Origin of the sequence: Salmonella sp. SSDFZ54 (genome assembly GCF_004010735.1) — a bacterium.
GTDB lineage: Bacteria > Pseudomonadota > Gammaproteobacteria > Enterobacterales > Enterobacteriaceae > Salmonella > Salmonella enterica.
Map to the genome: position 1 here is coordinate 1841182 of NZ_CP034819.1, position 14894 is coordinate 1856075.

14 protein-coding genes and 2 pseudogenes are annotated in these 14894 nt (G+C 49.9%); 13 read left to right on the forward strand and 3 right to left on the reverse strand.

Annotated elements, in window-relative coordinates; all coding sequences use genetic code 11:
- Positions 1-344 precede the first annotated feature (344 nt).
- From EOS97_RS09200 to EOS97_RS09225, 6 genes are all read left to right on the forward strand, one after another.
- On the forward strand, positions 345-611 hold the full coding sequence (locus tag EOS97_RS09200; RefSeq protein WP_001149160.1) for an AlpA family transcriptional regulator: 267 nt from the start codon (positions 345-347) through the stop codon (positions 609-611).
- Positions 608-1207, forward strand: coding sequence for a host cell division inhibitor Icd-like protein (locus EOS97_RS09205; RefSeq protein ID WP_000980232.1), 600 nt, complete (start codon positions 608-610; stop codon positions 1205-1207). Before EOS97_RS09200 ends, EOS97_RS09205 begins: the two co-directional genes overlap by 4 nt.
- Positions 1200-1487 carry a hypothetical protein gene (locus tag EOS97_RS09210; protein ID WP_001244666.1) on the forward strand — a complete coding sequence of 96 codons (288 nt, stop codon included), beginning with the start codon at positions 1200-1202 and terminating at the stop codon, positions 1485-1487. Before EOS97_RS09205 ends, EOS97_RS09210 begins: the two co-directional genes overlap by 8 nt.
- A complete protein-coding gene (locus EOS97_RS09215) occupies positions 1480-1935 on the forward strand; it encodes a hypothetical protein (RefSeq protein ID WP_000459301.1) in 456 nt (151 codons plus the stop codon). Before EOS97_RS09210 ends, EOS97_RS09215 begins: the two co-directional genes overlap by 8 nt.
- Before the next feature lie 135 nt (positions 1936-2070).
- Complete coding sequence (locus tag EOS97_RS09220; protein ID WP_000856729.1) at positions 2071-2391, forward strand: DUF5375 domain-containing protein; 321 nt, start codon at positions 2071-2073, stop codon at positions 2389-2391.
- A gap of 14 nt (positions 2392-2405) precedes the next feature.
- Positions 2406-4739 (forward strand): primase-helicase zinc-binding domain-containing protein, encoded by a 2334-nt coding sequence (locus tag EOS97_RS09225; protein WP_085407991.1) that lies wholly within the window; start codon positions 2406-2408, stop codon positions 4737-4739.
- Positions 4740-5553: 814 nt separating this feature from the next.
- On the opposite strand, the gene EOS97_RS09235 is transcribed toward EOS97_RS09225, so the two are convergent.
- Positions 5554-5898 carry a hypothetical protein gene (locus EOS97_RS09235; protein ID WP_000120776.1) on the reverse strand — a complete coding sequence of 115 codons (345 nt, stop codon included), beginning with the start codon at positions 5896-5898 and terminating at the stop codon, positions 5554-5556.
- 379 nt (positions 5899-6277) lie between these two features.
- On the opposite strand from EOS97_RS09235, the pseudogene EOS97_RS27490 reads away from it, so the two are divergent.
- The 7 genes and pseudogenes from EOS97_RS27490 to misL all read left to right on the forward strand — a co-directional run.
- Positions 6278-6441, forward strand: a pseudogene (locus tag EOS97_RS27490) (TA system toxin CbtA family protein); the annotation flags it as partial.
- 134 nt (positions 6442-6575) lie between these two features.
- Positions 6576-7767 (forward strand): annotated as a pseudogene (locus EOS97_RS09245) (AAA family ATPase).
- A complete protein-coding gene (locus tag EOS97_RS09250) occupies positions 7752-7973 on the forward strand; it encodes a hypothetical protein (RefSeq protein ID WP_127836141.1) in 222 nt (73 codons plus the stop codon). Before EOS97_RS09245 ends, EOS97_RS09250 begins: the two are co-directional and overlap by 16 nt.
- 125 nt (positions 7974-8098) lie before the next feature.
- Positions 8099-8695: a retron system putative HNH endonuclease gene (locus EOS97_RS09255; protein WP_000173547.1), complete on the forward strand. Its 597-nt coding sequence runs from the start codon at positions 8099-8101 to the stop codon at positions 8693-8695.
- A 229-nt stretch (positions 8696-8924) separates the two neighbouring features.
- The gene (locus EOS97_RS27175) at positions 8925-9056 is read left to right on the forward strand and encodes a transposase (protein WP_000548509.1); all 132 of its coding nucleotides are present in this window, start codon (positions 8925-8927) and stop codon (positions 9054-9056) included.
- 735 nt (positions 9057-9791) lie between these two features.
- Entirely contained in the window at positions 9792-10409 is a 618-nt protein-coding gene (locus EOS97_RS09260) for a helix-turn-helix transcriptional regulator (RefSeq protein ID WP_000984812.1), read from the forward strand.
- Positions 10410-10483: 74 nt separating this feature from the next.
- Positions 10484-13351: an intestinal colonization autotransporter adhesin MisL gene (gene misL / locus EOS97_RS09265; RefSeq protein ID WP_001143037.1), complete on the forward strand. Its 2868-nt coding sequence runs from the start codon at positions 10484-10486 to the stop codon at positions 13349-13351.
- 94 nt (positions 13352-13445) lie between these two features.
- Here misL and EOS97_RS09270 read toward each other — a convergent pair whose 3' ends face one another.
- Entirely contained in the window at positions 13446-13910 is a 465-nt protein-coding gene (locus EOS97_RS09270) for a hypothetical protein (protein WP_001521985.1), read from the reverse strand.
- 10 nt (positions 13911-13920) lie between these two features.
- Entirely contained in the window at positions 13921-14778 is an 858-nt protein-coding gene (locus tag EOS97_RS09275; RefSeq protein ID WP_001278062.1) for a transcriptional regulator, read from the reverse strand.
- Between the last annotated feature and the right edge of the window lie 116 nt (positions 14779-14894).

Consider the following 14894-nt stretch of genomic DNA (forward strand, 5'->3'; position numbering starts at 1 on the left):
TACAGTAAGTTAAAGGGTGAACAATCGCAGTAATGACTGTTCACCGTCTGTTCACCACTGTTCACCCGCTCATAGACTTTTTGTGCTGTTTATTACTTTTTATTTTTATTAATTCACTGAAATAAATAAGAAAAAACAATTTGTATTTCACTATAATTTTTTCCAGCTCCTTCCAGAGCGTTTTAAAGCCATCTGGCGCTGATGTACAAAAAACACACAGCCATTGTAAGACTGCCGGAACAAATCCCCCCTGTTGCGTCTGCTGAAAATATTCACAAAATAAAGCGCTACCCGAAGCCGGACGGACTTATCCGGTGCTGTATGGACATTAACGAGGTAGCCCGATGCAAGCTGTTTTTTCTTCCCCGTCTCCCGCCCCTGTGACGCCACTGATGCCGCTGCCGGACATCACGCAGGAGCGTTTTTTACGTCTGCCGGAAGTGATGCACCTGTGCGGCCTGTCACGCTCGACCATCTATGAACTCATCCGTAAGGGGGAATTTCCGCCGCAGGTGAGTCTTGGCGGTAAAAATGTGGCCTGGCTGCACTCTGAAGTCACCGCATGGATGGCCGGGCGCATTGCCGGACGCAAACGGGGGTACGACGCATGATGATGCCCGCTCTGCAAAAACTCCCTTTTTCTGGCTTGCCTTTTTCCGGCATTTGCGGATATAGTTTTTCCGCTGCCGCAAAATCGGCAGCCGGGCGTGGAAACCCGAGTATGTTATCGGCGACATATGACGCGCCATGCGTCTTTTTTTGTGTCGCAATCAACGCCACAGAGCGCCAGATTATGGTGTGGTGTGTGGTCAGTCGAGCAAATGGCACTCCGTGCATTCTGCCCGCGTCCGCTCATTATACCGCAGAGTCAATGGTAGCTCAGGCGGGGCAGCCTCCGGGCTGGCCGGTTTCCGATAACGCCGGTATTTCCACCCCCGTCTGGGCTATCGCCATCGAGCGTGGAAACTCCGGCGATAGCGTCATTTACGCTGTTATCGGAGGTTGCCTTATGGCTACGACCCTTACCCCCTCACACCCTGAATTTGTCTTTGTGTTTGCGGCTGTCCGTCGCGCAGACCGTCATCCCCGTATCTGTATGCTTCGCACCGTCGCCGGTGATGAACGCAGCGCCCGCCGTTCCCTTGTCCGTGACTATGTGCTCTCCCTTGCTGCCCGTCTGCCGGTGGTGGAGGTGTCCCGTGCGTAATAAAAAAGCCCCTCAGACCGTCTCAGCGCGTCATGACGCCCGTGAACACCTCAGCATTGAGGCTTACCATAAGCTCAACCGCGCCAGCGCCGTATCCCAGTTTGTTGGGGGTGATTTGATTCACCGTGAACTCTCCGGCCTGCATCAGCTCTACATTCCGCATATTTTCAGTTACCTGAATGAAGATATTGATTTTGTGCTGAATGAACTGAAAGCCAAAGGCCTGTGCCGCGATTTTCTCGCCCAGCAGCAAGACCGGGGAGACAGGACGCATGTTTGATTTTCCCCAGCCCGGTGAGATTTACCGTTCTGCCGGTTTTCCCGATGTGGCCGTGGTCGGCATTCTGGAAGACGGTATTCCGTGGGAAATGCCGTACCGCTGCCCGGACATTGTCTGGAACCCGTACCGCCGTAAATTCAGTATCCTTGTGCGTATCCTCGCTGACGGGCGCACCACAGACATCCCGCTGGGGCGTTTTCTGCGGGAATTTACCTGTGACCGTCCTGACCTGTTTAAACGCAGCCCTGTAAACCGGCATGCGGTACTGAAAGAAATGGCCGGAGACCCGGAATTACAGAAATGGCGGGAGAAATATCTGGATATTTACCCGCAGGACACTGTTCCGGTCAGCCGGGCGGCACCGGTGGCGCGGGAATGGCGGGAAATTCCCCGCACAGAGCCTGACCCGGAAATCACCCCGGATAACAGTTACCGCAATTATCTGTAATTAAAAAACGACACCCGAAAAATTAAATGTGCGTATTCGCGCAGGGATACGCACGTCTTCAGGAGACGCAGATATGCCTTATCAGTTAATGCAACCGGCACGGAATGCAGTCATCTGTCACAGGGAGGAAAGCAAATGAAAACACCCTTACCGCCCGTCTTACGCGCTGCCCTTTACCGTCGCGCTGTCGCCTGTGCCTGGCTGACCGTGTGCGAACGTCAGCACCGCTACCCGCATCTCACCCTTGAGTCACTGGAGGCGGCCATCGCCGCTGAGCTGGAAGGCTTTTATCTGCGCCAGCACGGTGAGGAAAAAGGGCGTCAGATAGCCTGTGCCCTGCTGGAAGATTTAATGGAATCCGGCCCCCTGAAGGCCGCGCCGTCGCTGTCCTTTCTCGGGCTGGTTGTGATGGATGAACTCTGTGCCCGTCACATAAAAGCGCCGGTACTGCACTGAAGGAGAACAACACCATGAAAATGAACGTAACCGCCACCGTCAGCCATGCGCTCGGCCACTGGCCGCGTATTCTCCCGGCGCTGGGGATTCAGGTGCTGAAGAACCGTCATCAGCCCTGTCCGGTCTGTGGCGGGAGTGACCGCTTCCGTTTTGATGACAGGGAGGGGCGCGGCACCTGGTACTGCAATCAGTGTGGTGCCGGTGACGGCCTGAAACTGGTTGAAAAGGTGTTTGGTGTTTCCCCGTCCGACGCGGCCGCAAAGGTGGCTGCCGTGACCGGCAGCCTGCCACCGGCTGACCAGGCAGTGACGGCCGCCGCCGTTGCTGAAACAGACGCTGCCCGGAAGAACGCCGCCGCACTGGCACAAACCCTGATGGCGAAAACCCGTACCGGAACCGGTAACGCCTACCTGACCCGCAAGGGCTTTCCCGGCCGGGAATGCCGGATGCTGACCGGCACACACAGAGCCGGTGGCGTGAGCTGGCGCGCCGGTGACCTTGTGGTGCCACTGTATGACGACAGCGGCGAACTGGTTAACCTTCAGTTAATCAGTGCTGACGGCCGTAAGCGCACCCTGAAAGGCGGACAGGTCAGGGGCACCTGTCACACCCTTGAAGGACAGAATCAGGCCGGAAAACGTCTGTGGATAGCGGAGGGATACGCGACCGCACTTACCGTACATCACCTGACCGGTGAAACGGTGATGGTGGCGCTTTCTTCCGTGAACCTCCTTTCTCTGGCCAGCCTTGCCCGGCAGAAGCATCCGGCATGTCAGATTGTCCTTGCCGCAGACCGTGACCTCAGCGGTGACGGCCAGAAAAAAGCCGCCGCAGCCGCAGATGCGTGTGAGGGCGTTGTTGCCCTGCCGCCGGTCTTCGGTGACTGGAATGATGCCTTCACGCAGTACGGCGGGGAGGCCACCCGTAAGGCCATTTACGATGCCATCCGGCCACCGGCTGAAAGCCCGTTCGACACCATGAGCGAAGCGGAGTTTTCCGCCATGAGTACCAGCGAAAAGGCCATGCGTATCTATGAGCATTACGGCGAGGCGCTCGCGGTTGATGCCAACGGCCAGCTTCTGTCCCGCTATGAAAATGGTGTCTGGAAGGTGCTGCCGCCACAGGACTTTGCCCGGGATGTGGCCGGGCTGTTTCAGCGTCTGCGCGCGCCGTTCTCCTCCGGGAAGGTGGCCTCCGTGGTGGACACCCTGAAGCTGATTATTCCGCAGCAGGAAGCCCCATCCCGCCGCCTGATTGGCTTTCGTAACGGCGTGCTCGACACGCAGAACGGCACGTTCCACCCGCACAGTCCGTCACACTGGATGCGTACCCTGTGCGATGTGGATTTCACCCCGCCGGTGGACGGTGAAACGCTGGAGACCCACGCCCCCGCGTTCTGGCGCTGGCTTGACCGTGCTGCCGGTGGTCGTGCGGAAAAACGCGACGTGATTCTGGCCGCACTGTTTATGGTGCTGGCAAACCGCTACGACTGGCAGCTCTTTCTGGAGGTGACCGGTCCCGGCGGCAGCGGCAAAAGTATCATGGCCGAAATAGCCACCCTGCTGGCCGGGGAGGATAACGCCACGTCGGCCACCATCGAGACGCTGGAATCCCCGCGTGAACGTGCCGCGTTAACTGGCTTCTCACTGATACGCCTGCCGGACCAGGAAAAATGGAGCGGCGACGGTGCCGGACTCAAGGCCATCACCGGCGGCGACGCGGTGTCCGTTGACCCGAAATACCGGGATGCATACTCCACGCATATCCCGGCGGTGATTCTGGCCGTGAACAATAACCCGATGCGCTTCACCGACCGCAGCGGCGGCGTGTCACGCCGGCGGGTGATTATTCACTTCCCGGAACAGATAGCCCCGCAGGAGCGCGACCCGCAGCTTAAGGACAAAATCACCCGCGAGCTGGCGGTCATCGTGCGTCACCTGATGCAGAAGTTCAGCGACCCGATGCTCGCCCGGTCACTGCTTCAGTCCCAGCAGAACTCAGACGAGGCGCTGAACATCAAACGGGATGCCGACCCGACGTTTGATTTTATCGGCTATCTGGAAACCCTGCCGCAGACCAGCGGCATGTATATGGGGAACGCCAGTATCATCCCGCGTAATTACCGTAAATACCTCTATCACGCCTATCTGGCCTACATGGAGGCAAACGGCTACCGGAATGTACTCAGTCTGAAAATGTTCGGGCTGGGGCTGCCGGTGATGCTGAAGGAATACGGACTGAATTACGAGAAGCGCCATACCAAACAGGGGATACAGACCAACCTGACACTGAAAGAGGAAAGCTACGGCGACTGGCTGCCAAAATGTGACGACCCTGCAACAACCTGACCCACCTGACCGGCATCTGCCGGTCTTTTTTTTATCCCGACCTCCCCCGAAGGTGAACAATCCACTGTTCACCCTTCACCGTATATTCACCCGTTATCACACTGAAATTAAAAGAGAAAAACGAAAGGTGAACAGTGTGAACAATCAAATCAAAAAAAACTTTTTTCTCCCTGCGTGATTTTCAGTGCAGGGGACTAATCGCCGGTATGAGTCACACCGGCAGAATGCCGGAGGTGAAGAATCGAATGTTCACCCTTCACCCATTATTCACCACCTATCATACTGAAATAAAAGGAGAAAAAAGAAAGGTGAACAGTGTGAACAGTTCTTTCGAAAAAAAATTTTTTCCCTGAGTTAACGTGCGTGAAGATACGTGTAACAATTAATCGATAGATATTATATGTATAAGGATGTGTATAAATGAATTAGAATAGAAAAATATAAACGATTTGAATCAAATGGTTATATGGCAATTTTGACTCCTGTGATCTTCCGCCAACATCCTTCTCTCATGCCCACCATTCGTCCTCTATTTCGGGACAAAGTATTTGCTTATTATTAAGACTAGTTCTTGCATATAATACGAAAGGAAAGGTGGATAGAGAAAGTGGAATATTATTTTATTAATCACCATTTACCGATTGCTAAAACCGAACGTCCATTTATTGTGGGATATCGTCTGCAAAGAAGGGATAAAAGTACGCCAGGACTAACGCGGGCGGGACTTAACTAATCACCAAACGAACTTGTGGGTCATACTTACAGGCTCATCCTTTCTCAAAAGAGATACGCTTACCAGGCCAAAATTATGAGATCAACGTATAGAGCCATCCGGATAAAGATACATGCCTCCCTCCAGATACACGGGTTCTCCTTCTTCTACCGCTAAATTATGATATAGCGATTGCATTTCATCATCTGCACTTTCTTCCGGTTGGTTTTCAACTCGATAATAGGTATCTACATCATAGTTCTGTTTACGGAGATCGTCGTCGCTGTATACGCCAAGCCGTTTTTTTAAGCCTGTTATATTAAATATCCATTTTAACCCATCTTTAATATAATAGGCATCACCATAAGCATTTTCATCGGGGCATTCTTTATAGCCCATCCGCAATGCAACATCACAGCCATGCTTACCAACATATTTATAACTCATATCCCCCCCAATATGTTGCTTCAATATCCCAGATAAAATTCATAACGAAAACCTATCCTGATAACCTATGCCACATGAAGGATAGAATTTAAACTAAAGTACGCGTTATATTATCCCCTAAGTCCGTATCAAGTATGCGTATTCTGTAGTAGGTAGTAATATGTTCTAATTTATTAATGTGAGTTATATATGAAGAGATTATTTACAGCGATGATTATCGCTTTTATTACCGTCACGGCATCATCCGGTGCGCTTGCCTGCCCAAAGGGTCAACATCCACATGGGGGTACAGGCTCACATCATAAGGGTGGATGGTGTTCATACGAGCAGTAACGTCGCAGCTTACTCATCTACTTGAAGGCACTATAGCCTTACGTTTATCAACGCAGGCGCTACGTTTGTCGATGCCGTAACTTTCTGAAGAAAAAACATGAACGAGTTGGTATCGATCGCAAAGAATATGGTTACCAGCAACAGTCACCTTGTCTCCAGGCTGTCGATATTCTACGGACACGACAGGAAAGGATTTTATTAATTCCTTAGAAAAACCATGTTAATCAACAGGATAAATAGTTAAAACGTGATAAAAGGCGTAACCTTTGCCCGCTTAAAGCGGGCAAGATTGCAGGCAAGAGATGTTATTATACTAAAACATAAAAACAGGTGAGGCTGGTGTAATGAGAATCGACAAACTTTCACTGCTTAACTTTCGTTGCTTCAGACAGCTCGATATTACTTTTGATGAGCACATTACGATTCTGGTTGCACCGAATGGCGCGGGCAAGACGGCAGTGCTAGATGCGATACGCCTGGCGCTGTTTCCCTTTATTCGTGGTTTTGATGCCAGCCTCTACGTAAAAGATAAATCGCTGGCGATCCGTACAGAAGATGTACGTCTGGTTTTCCGCCCCGAAGCGCTGAACATGGAAATGTCGTCTCCGGCCATGATTACGGCTACCGGGGAATGGGAAAGTGGAAAAACGGCAACCTGGATGCTCGACAAGCGAGGAGAACAGCCGCCGCATGAAGATAAGACAGCGGCGCAGCTTACCCGTTGGGGTGAACAACTTCAGACGCTGGTGCGTGAAGAGCATAATTTGCAGCAGGTTGAGCTTCCCCTAATGCTTTATCTGGGGACTGCTCGCTTGTGGTATCAGGAACGTTATGAGGCACAGCCTACTGAACAGCGTCTGGATAACAGCGCCTTTTCACGTTTGTCTGGTTATGACGATTGCCTTTCTGCCACATCAAATTATAAGCAATTTGAACAATGGTATAGCTGGTTATGGCTTAGCTACCGTGAACATCAAATCACACAACTTGAATCACCTTCAGCAAAGTTAAAAGAAGGTGTTCGTGTTCAGCGGATGAAAGAAGCTATTCAAGCCATCCAGCAAGCCATTAACTGTCTGACGCAGGAAGTGACAGGCTGGCACGATCTGGAATACAGTTCCAGCCATAACCAGCAACTGGTGATGAATCACCCGCAGCACGGCAAGATCCCCTTATCCCAGCTCAGTGACGGCCTGCGTAATGCGGTTGCGATGGTGGCGGATATCGCGTTTCGCTGTGTCAAACTCAACCCTCATTTGCGCGTCGACACAGCGTTAAAAACCCAAGGGATAGTGCTGATTGATGAAGTCGATATGTTCCTGCATCCAGCCTGGCAGCAGCAAATTATCCAGTCTTTGCGCAGCGCATTTCCGCAGATCCAGTTTATTGTTACGACCCATAGCCCGCAGGTGCTCAGTACGGTAAAACGCGAATCCATTCGTCTGCTTGAGCAGGATGAGAATGGCAACGGGAAAGCGTTGATGCCGCTCGGAGCGACCTACGGCGAGCCGAGTAACGACGTGCTGCAAAGTGTGATGGGTGTCGATCCGCAGCCTCCGGTTAAGGAAAAGGCCGATCTACAAAAGCTGACGGCATGGGTGGATCAAGGGAAGTTCGGCGAGCCAGAAGCACAGCAACTGATGGCTGCATTGCAGGTGGCGCTGGGTGATCAACATCCGCAACTTCAACGCTTACAGCGCAGTATTGCCCGGCAGAAGCTGTTGAAAGGGAAAGCGCAATGAGGCATGTGATCAAAACCCGACGTGGAACGGATGCCTTACTCACTGCACATGAGCAACCACCACAAAATTCAGATCAATCAACTCGTCGCTGGCATCGCTTTGGTCGTGAGAATAAAGCAGCCTTAATGACTCTGCTTCTCAATGAGCAATATCACCTTTGCTGTTACAGCGAAATCCGTGCTGATTTGCGTGGCCTCGGCTATCACATTGAACACGTCGAAAATAAAAGCCAGCAGCCAGCGCGAACCTTCGATTATCAAAATTTCGCAGCCAGCGCGTTAGACTCTGAGAATGGTTTGCCCCAGCTTGGCATCAACGCGTTCGGTGGTCACGCACAGGGAAAGAATAAATCTGTGGATATGGCAAAGTTTATTCATTGTCACCTCCCTGACTGTTCTCGTTATTTTGCTTACCTTTCTGATGGCCGAATAGTACCGGCTGATGAGCTAAATGCCCAGGAAATGGAGAGGGCAGAGTACACCATTGATCTACTAAATCTGAACAGCGGATTCCTTCAAACGGAACGTCGTAATCATTGGGAAGAGCTGGAACAGCTTTTTGAGGAACATATTGAAAAAGGCTGGGATCTGCAACAATTACTTCAGCTTGAGCTGGTCCCTTCGCCAGATCATAAACTGCATGAATTCTTCAGCATTACACGCCAGTTTTTCCAGCAAGAAGCTGAACAGGTATTACAGATCCACGCCCCAGCATTAATTTAATACCACTATTCCTGATTCAGGGCGACAGCGTGATTTATTGCGAGTCGCCTTCCTGATTTACACCCGCAAGATTTATTCAACTTTATTTCACCGCATAATATGTCTGCCACTCCCGGCGGGCGCGTTTGCTTTTTACTGGTAGTTAGTTTAATTTTTTGTACGTATCCCACATAATCGTGCTATTCACATTTAGAGATCACGTCATCGATCTGCTGACGAAGGAATCTCTATGCATAAAGCCCGTCTCACTGAGCATCAGAACATCGCCGTAATTAAGTTGGTCGAAGCTGGACGAGCGGTTAAAGATATCTGCCAGGAGGCGAATATTTCTGAAGTGACTGACGACATCTATGGACATTAGGTTTGACCACATCCTGTTTCTCACTAATGTGCTCCGGGAAAGAGTTTTCATCAGATGAGCAATTGAAAAGAGAAGCCAGAGGCTGAAGTAGCCTCGACCGATAAGTCTGTCGGTTACTCAGACTATCACGATCAGAATTAAGTCAGATCGACTTATTGGCAAGGTATAACTCCCAGCGTTAAGTTACAAGATTTTCTCATGGCATTAGCATTACACCTCCTTAAAGTTTACATGCGTCTCTATAAAAGAGTCTTAAATTTGTATATAAGAAGTTGATGAGAGCACAAATGTCACCATTAAGTCATTGAATAACAATGCAATAAAAGAAAAAATCTTAAATTAGGTTTTAATAATAAGAATTCATTACAGGTTTACAGGAATTACTTTTATATTTCATCACATCACCCCGATAGTGACGAGGACAGCAGACAGATGGTATTGAGAACCGTTATTTATCACCCTCATGATTTAGCAAATAGTGCTGTTTTAAGATTTTTTCTGATATTGGAGATTATGTATAAAAATCCCAATGGGTGAAATACAAATCCGAAATGATGTATTACGACTGTCGGATCTGTCATGGTTCCTTAAAGCTGTATTTTAGGTCTTTCCAGGAGTTTATGACACTGACAATAATTCGCGACTTTTGACAGCCGTAGCACGGTATATTATCTGGATTGACACATTTATTTACCAATGAAATATTAATAGAAACATCGACGGGAGTCGTTCAGGATGATGAGAAAGCCTTCACAAATTGTCCATTGCATTAGTTGCGATTTATCCTGTCAATTATTCCCTGACAGCGCAGTACGGGTGCAATACTGTCATAATGCGGCATTTTCCATCTGGCCAGATGGTAATGCTTTCCTGAAAAAAGGGTTTATTGAAAAGTTATTGCTTGATAGACACAACCATTTATCCAGCGGTTTTATCTTTGTTGATTTTTCTTTCCCGAATCTTCGACGATTTACCGATTTACAATGGGCTGACAGTCTGGCAAACAGTGGTATGCATATTGTCCTGATTTCTGACAGAAGTTTAACTCCGCTGGCCAATTACTGGATTTTGAAAAGCAATAAAATACAAGGAATTATTTATTCCGATGACGATGATATTGTGCAACAGCAAAAGATGCACCGCTTGTTTACCGGTCGGCTCGCCAACAGTAAACGTGGACGAACGCTTAACTATACGGAATTTATATTACTGAAGCGCTTTGTATCAGGAATAAGTATTCAGCAGATTGTAAATATTGACAATATTGATATTAAGAAACTTTATGTGCATAAGCTGCGGCTTGAAAATAAGCTAGGGCATAGCATTCACAAAATAATATCAAATATTTTATAGATCCGTTTCCATTTTTATTATTTCCATATTATTGCGATGTGGAAGACGCTTTACGCCATAATGCAGGAGGCAGAATGCCAACTCCCCAAAATTACTCATTCATCGCCATAGCGGTATCAGCAGCGTTAGCCTCTATGGTATTTCCCTCCCAGGCGGCCTGGGTTGACGTTGATAGTCTGCCATCCAGTGGGCTGGTCAGCCAGTTGCCGCCGGAATTACAGGCTATTATTCCCGCTCAGGCCAGTACCGGTTTCACCAAAGTCGGTACTATGCCCAACTACGTTTATCAGTGGAACACCGGCACCATCCCGGTTTATGGCAATGGCCTCACGCTTAATGGGCCGGGTGCGGAGGCGTTTGAACACACTGTCACGGTTATTCAAAACAGCGGGACGGGAAGTCCGGGCGTGATTTTTGGCAACGACCTGACCATTCGGACGCAGTCGGCGAATGCCGCGAATAATGGTAGAGACGTCGATGGCATCCGTACTCACGGCGCAAATACTCCGGATAACCCGGTATTTATTATTACCGGTGACCGTACCAACATCTACGTGGATGGTCAGGATGGTGACGGTATTAACGCCGGATATAACTCACTGGGCCAGGGTTGGACCGGATCGGCCAATATTTACGTCGGCGACGATCTGTATATCAAAACGACCGGTAGCCAGGGACGTGGAATTACAGCCAACGCCATGCGGGATGCGTCACGTGCCAAAAATACGATTGTCGTCGGCAATCGTGCACATATTGTTACTACCGGCGACAGTTCGGAGGGGCTGCGTACCGGACAAAGCGGTTCGTTGATTCGTCTGGGTGACGATGCAACCATCGAAACCTCCGGCGCATCCTCAACGGGGATTTACGCAGCATCCTCCTCCAGAACCGAGCTTGGCAACAACGCTACTATTACGGTGAACGGTGCCAGCGCACACGCGGTATATGCAACTAACGCTACCGTTAATTTGGGAGAGAATGCCGCTATTAGCGTTAACAGCGCCAGTAAGGCTGCATCCTATAGTAAAGCCCCTGCCGGTTTATACGCCCTCTCCCGAGGCGCCATTAATCTGGCAGGCGGTGCGGCTATTACTATGGCGGGCGATAACAGTAGCGAAAGTTACGCCATCAGCACGGAAACTGGCGGCATTGTTGACGGTTCTTCAGGAGGTCGTTTCGTCATCGACGGTGATATTCGTGCTGCTGGCGCCACCGCTGCCAGCGGTACGCTACCGCAGCAGAACAGTACAATTAAGCTCAATATGACGGACAACTCGCGATGGGACGGGGCGTCGTACATCACCAGCGCTACGGCGGGCACAGGCGTTATCTCTGTACAAATGAGCGATGCGACCTGGAATATGACCAGCAGCTCAACGCTCACTGACCTGACGCTGAATAGTGGCGCAACCATTAACTTCAGCCATGAAGATGGCGAACCATGGCAAACGCTCACCATCAATGAAGATTATGTAGGCAACGGCGGTAAGCTGGTCTTTAATACTGTGCTCAACGATGATGATTCCGAAACGGACAGGCTGCAGGTTCTCGGCAATACTTCAGGCAACACATTTGTTGCAGTAAATAATATTGGAGGAGCCGGGGCGCAAACCATTGAAGGTATTGAAATTGTTAACGTTGCTGGCAATTCCAACGGTACTTTCGAAAAAGCAAGCCGTATTGTTGCCGGAGCCTATGACTACAACGTGGTGCAGAAAGGTAAAAACTGGTATCTGACCAGCTACATTGAGCCGGACGAACCGATTATTCCTGATCCAGTAGACCCTGTTATCCCTGACCCTGTCGTTCCCGATCCGGTGGACCCTGATCCAGTAGACCCGGTTATCCCTGACCCTGTGATTCCAGATCCGGTGGACCCTGATCCAGTAGACCCTGAGCCAGTAGACCCGGTCATCCCTGATCCGACAATTCCTGACATAGGGCAATCTGACACACCGCCGATAACAGAACATCAGTTCCGTCCGGAAGTGGGCAGCTACCTTGCCAACAACTATGCGGCAAATACGCTGTTCATGACGCGTCTCCATGACCGTCTGGGTGAAACCCAGTACACCGACATGCTGACGGGTGAGAAGAAGGTCACCAGCCTGTGGATGCGTAACGTCGGCGCCCATACTCGCTTCAACGATGGCAGCGGGCAGCTAAAAACCCGCATCAACAGCTATGTGTTACAACTGGGAGGCGATCTGGCACAGTGGAGCACTGACGGTCTTGACCGTTGGCATATTGGTGCAATGGCAGGTTATGCCAACAGCCAGAACCGCACGCAGTCGTCCGTGAGTGACTATCATTCCCGTGGTCAAGTCACCGGTTACAGCGTCGGCCTTTACGGCACCTGGTATGCTAACAATATCGATCGGTCTGGGGCTTATGTAGATACCTGGATGCTGTACAACTGGTTTGATAACAAGGTCATGGGTCAGGATCAGGCCGCTGAGAAATATAAATCCAAAGGAATTACCGCCTCGGTTGAAGCCGGTTACAGCTTCAGGTTAGGTGAAAGCGCGCATCAAAGCTACTGGTTGCAGCCCAAAGCGCAGGTGGTATGGATGGGCGTGCAGGCTGACGACAATCGCGAAGCCAATGGTACCCTCGTCAAGGATGATACCGCCGGTAATCTGCTAACCCGCATGGGCGTAAAAGCCTATATTAACGGCCACAATGCCATTGATGACAATAAATCTCGAGAGTTCCAGCCATTCGTGGAGGCGAACTGGATCCATAATACGCAGCCTGCCAGCGTGAAGATGGACGATGTCAGCAGCGATATGCGTGGTACGAAAAATATTGGTGAACTGAAAGTGGGCATTGAAGGGCAAATTACCCCGCGCCTGAACGTATGGGGTAACGTGGCGCAACAGGTAGGTGACCAGGGCTATAGTAATACCCAAGGCCTACTGGGGGTTAAATACAGTTTCTGATTCAGGTAACAACAGAGCCGCTGATCTTCAGCGGCTTTTACCCGGAAGCGCTTTCATTTGGCTGATACGTTCCATAAACGGCTCCCAAAACAGCTTAATGTGTACAGAAAAATATCGGGCGTTTCCCGATGGTGAACATAAAGCCACGATGGCCCTGAGTCAGGATGGTGTAACTGATACTTTTCCCTGGATAGACATAAAAATCGGGTAAAACCGTCTCGATAACCGCATCGGACAGTGTTTCGTCACGCGTGACTTTGTTGATATCCGTCGATATAAAATGGGTGCTGTCTTTATTTTCACTCCATACATAGGAAACATCACGGCGGATCACGCCGCTCATTTTATTATCGACGTAATACGTTCCGCTGATGGAAACCACCCCAGTGCGTTTTTTCAGCGAATACATAAAATCCAGCGTCAGGTTAGCCTGAGTGTTGTTATAAAACACAATCACAGGCGCCGTACATTTCTCTGGATCCCGGTTCTTTTCCGTATACAAATGAAAAAGATGCCCAAGCCCTACTCCCAGAAACAGTAGCGTCAGGCAGGCTAACATCAGTGCCTTTTTACCCATGTGTCACCCCGCGGAAAAAAAGCGTCACGCAGCCTGTATCACCGCGCGTTTTATAAGGTTGCTGACAAATCAATGCCGTAACCGCTGGGGTGCGGCTGCTGGAAGGGAAATAGACCCATGGGTATTTCTGACAATCCATACCGGTTTTTAGAATCATTGACTTATAGCTTGCAAAGCGGCTACCGCTTTCGATATCTTCATTCCGCGAGAAAAAATGACAGCCCTGAGTTGTTTCAACCAGCGTGTAGCGATCGTAAAAATCCTTATCGGGAACGGTTTGCCAACTTATAGTGCCAAGCAAAATACCGACAGCAAATGTCCCGGTCATCCAAAGTACAGGTACATAATGTTTAAACCAACGCCCTGACATACGCGGTGGCGTCTCACCCTTTTTTTCTATTGCCTGAGCGAAGTCTTTGCGGATGGTCATGAGGCTCACACCAGGCTCAATCTGAAAGCCTCTACGCGGAACCGTGATTATCAGCGTATCTTCATTTTCGCCAACGGTACGTAATCCGCGGCGAATAATGGAGATATTCTGATAAAGCGTATTTGCCGACACCACCATGCCGTCTTCTTCCCACACTTTTTGAAAGAATGTTTGTTGTGAGACGACGGAGGGGGCGTTTTCCAGCAGAAGGCGCAAGCAGCGGCTGGCGGGCGTTGTCAGAATAATGTTGAGATCTGGCCTCGATAATGACGCCAGGCGATTCATTTCTGGATTAAATTCAATATTATCGTTAATTATCCATAACATCGCATTGTTACCATGCCAAAACATAACGTAGTTGGAGAGGGTTAATAGACACCACTGAGTATAGTCTGATGCTGTGGCTGCGTAGCAGGACATGGATTGTCCCCTGCACATACCGATCATATAGAAGAGCGAGAGGCATAAGACATTAACAGGTAAGCGTAGACACCGCTTTTCTCATTATAGCAGACTCAGGGGTGAAAGTACGTTTG

Coding starts and splice junctions, on each gene's coding strand:
- EOS97_RS09275 (WP_001278062.1), bottom strand. CDS start 14,778: ATGTCCTGCTACGCAGCCACAGCATCAGACTATACTCAGTGGTGTCTA.
- EOS97_RS09215 (WP_000459301.1), top strand. CDS start 1,480: ATGTTTGATTTTCCCCAGCCCGGTGAGATTTACCGTTCTGCCGGTTTT.
- EOS97_RS09235 (WP_000120776.1), bottom strand. CDS start 5,898: ATGAGTTATAAATATGTTGGTAAGCATGGCTGTGATGTTGCATTGCGG.
- misL (WP_001143037.1), top strand. CDS start 10,484: ATGCCAACTCCCCAAAATTACTCATTCATCGCCATAGCGGTATCAGCA.
- EOS97_RS27175 (WP_000548509.1), top strand. CDS start 8,925: ATGCATAAAGCCCGTCTCACTGAGCATCAGAACATCGCCGTAATTAAG.
- EOS97_RS09220 (WP_000856729.1), top strand. CDS start 2,071: ATGAAAACACCCTTACCGCCCGTCTTACGCGCTGCCCTTTACCGTCGC.
- EOS97_RS09270 (WP_001521985.1), bottom strand. CDS start 13,910: ATGTTAGCCTGCCTGACGCTACTGTTTCTGGGAGTAGGGCTTGGGCAT.
- EOS97_RS09255 (WP_000173547.1), top strand. CDS start 8,099: ATGACTCTGCTTCTCAATGAGCAATATCACCTTTGCTGTTACAGCGAA.
- EOS97_RS09260 (WP_000984812.1), top strand. CDS start 9,792: ATGATGAGAAAGCCTTCACAAATTGTCCATTGCATTAGTTGCGATTTA.
- EOS97_RS09225 (WP_085407991.1), top strand. CDS start 2,406: ATGAAAATGAACGTAACCGCCACCGTCAGCCATGCGCTCGGCCACTGG.
- EOS97_RS09205 (WP_000980232.1), top strand. CDS start 608: ATGATGATGCCCGCTCTGCAAAAACTCCCTTTTTCTGGCTTGCCTTTT.
- EOS97_RS09200 (WP_001149160.1), top strand. CDS start 345: ATGCAAGCTGTTTTTTCTTCCCCGTCTCCCGCCCCTGTGACGCCACTG.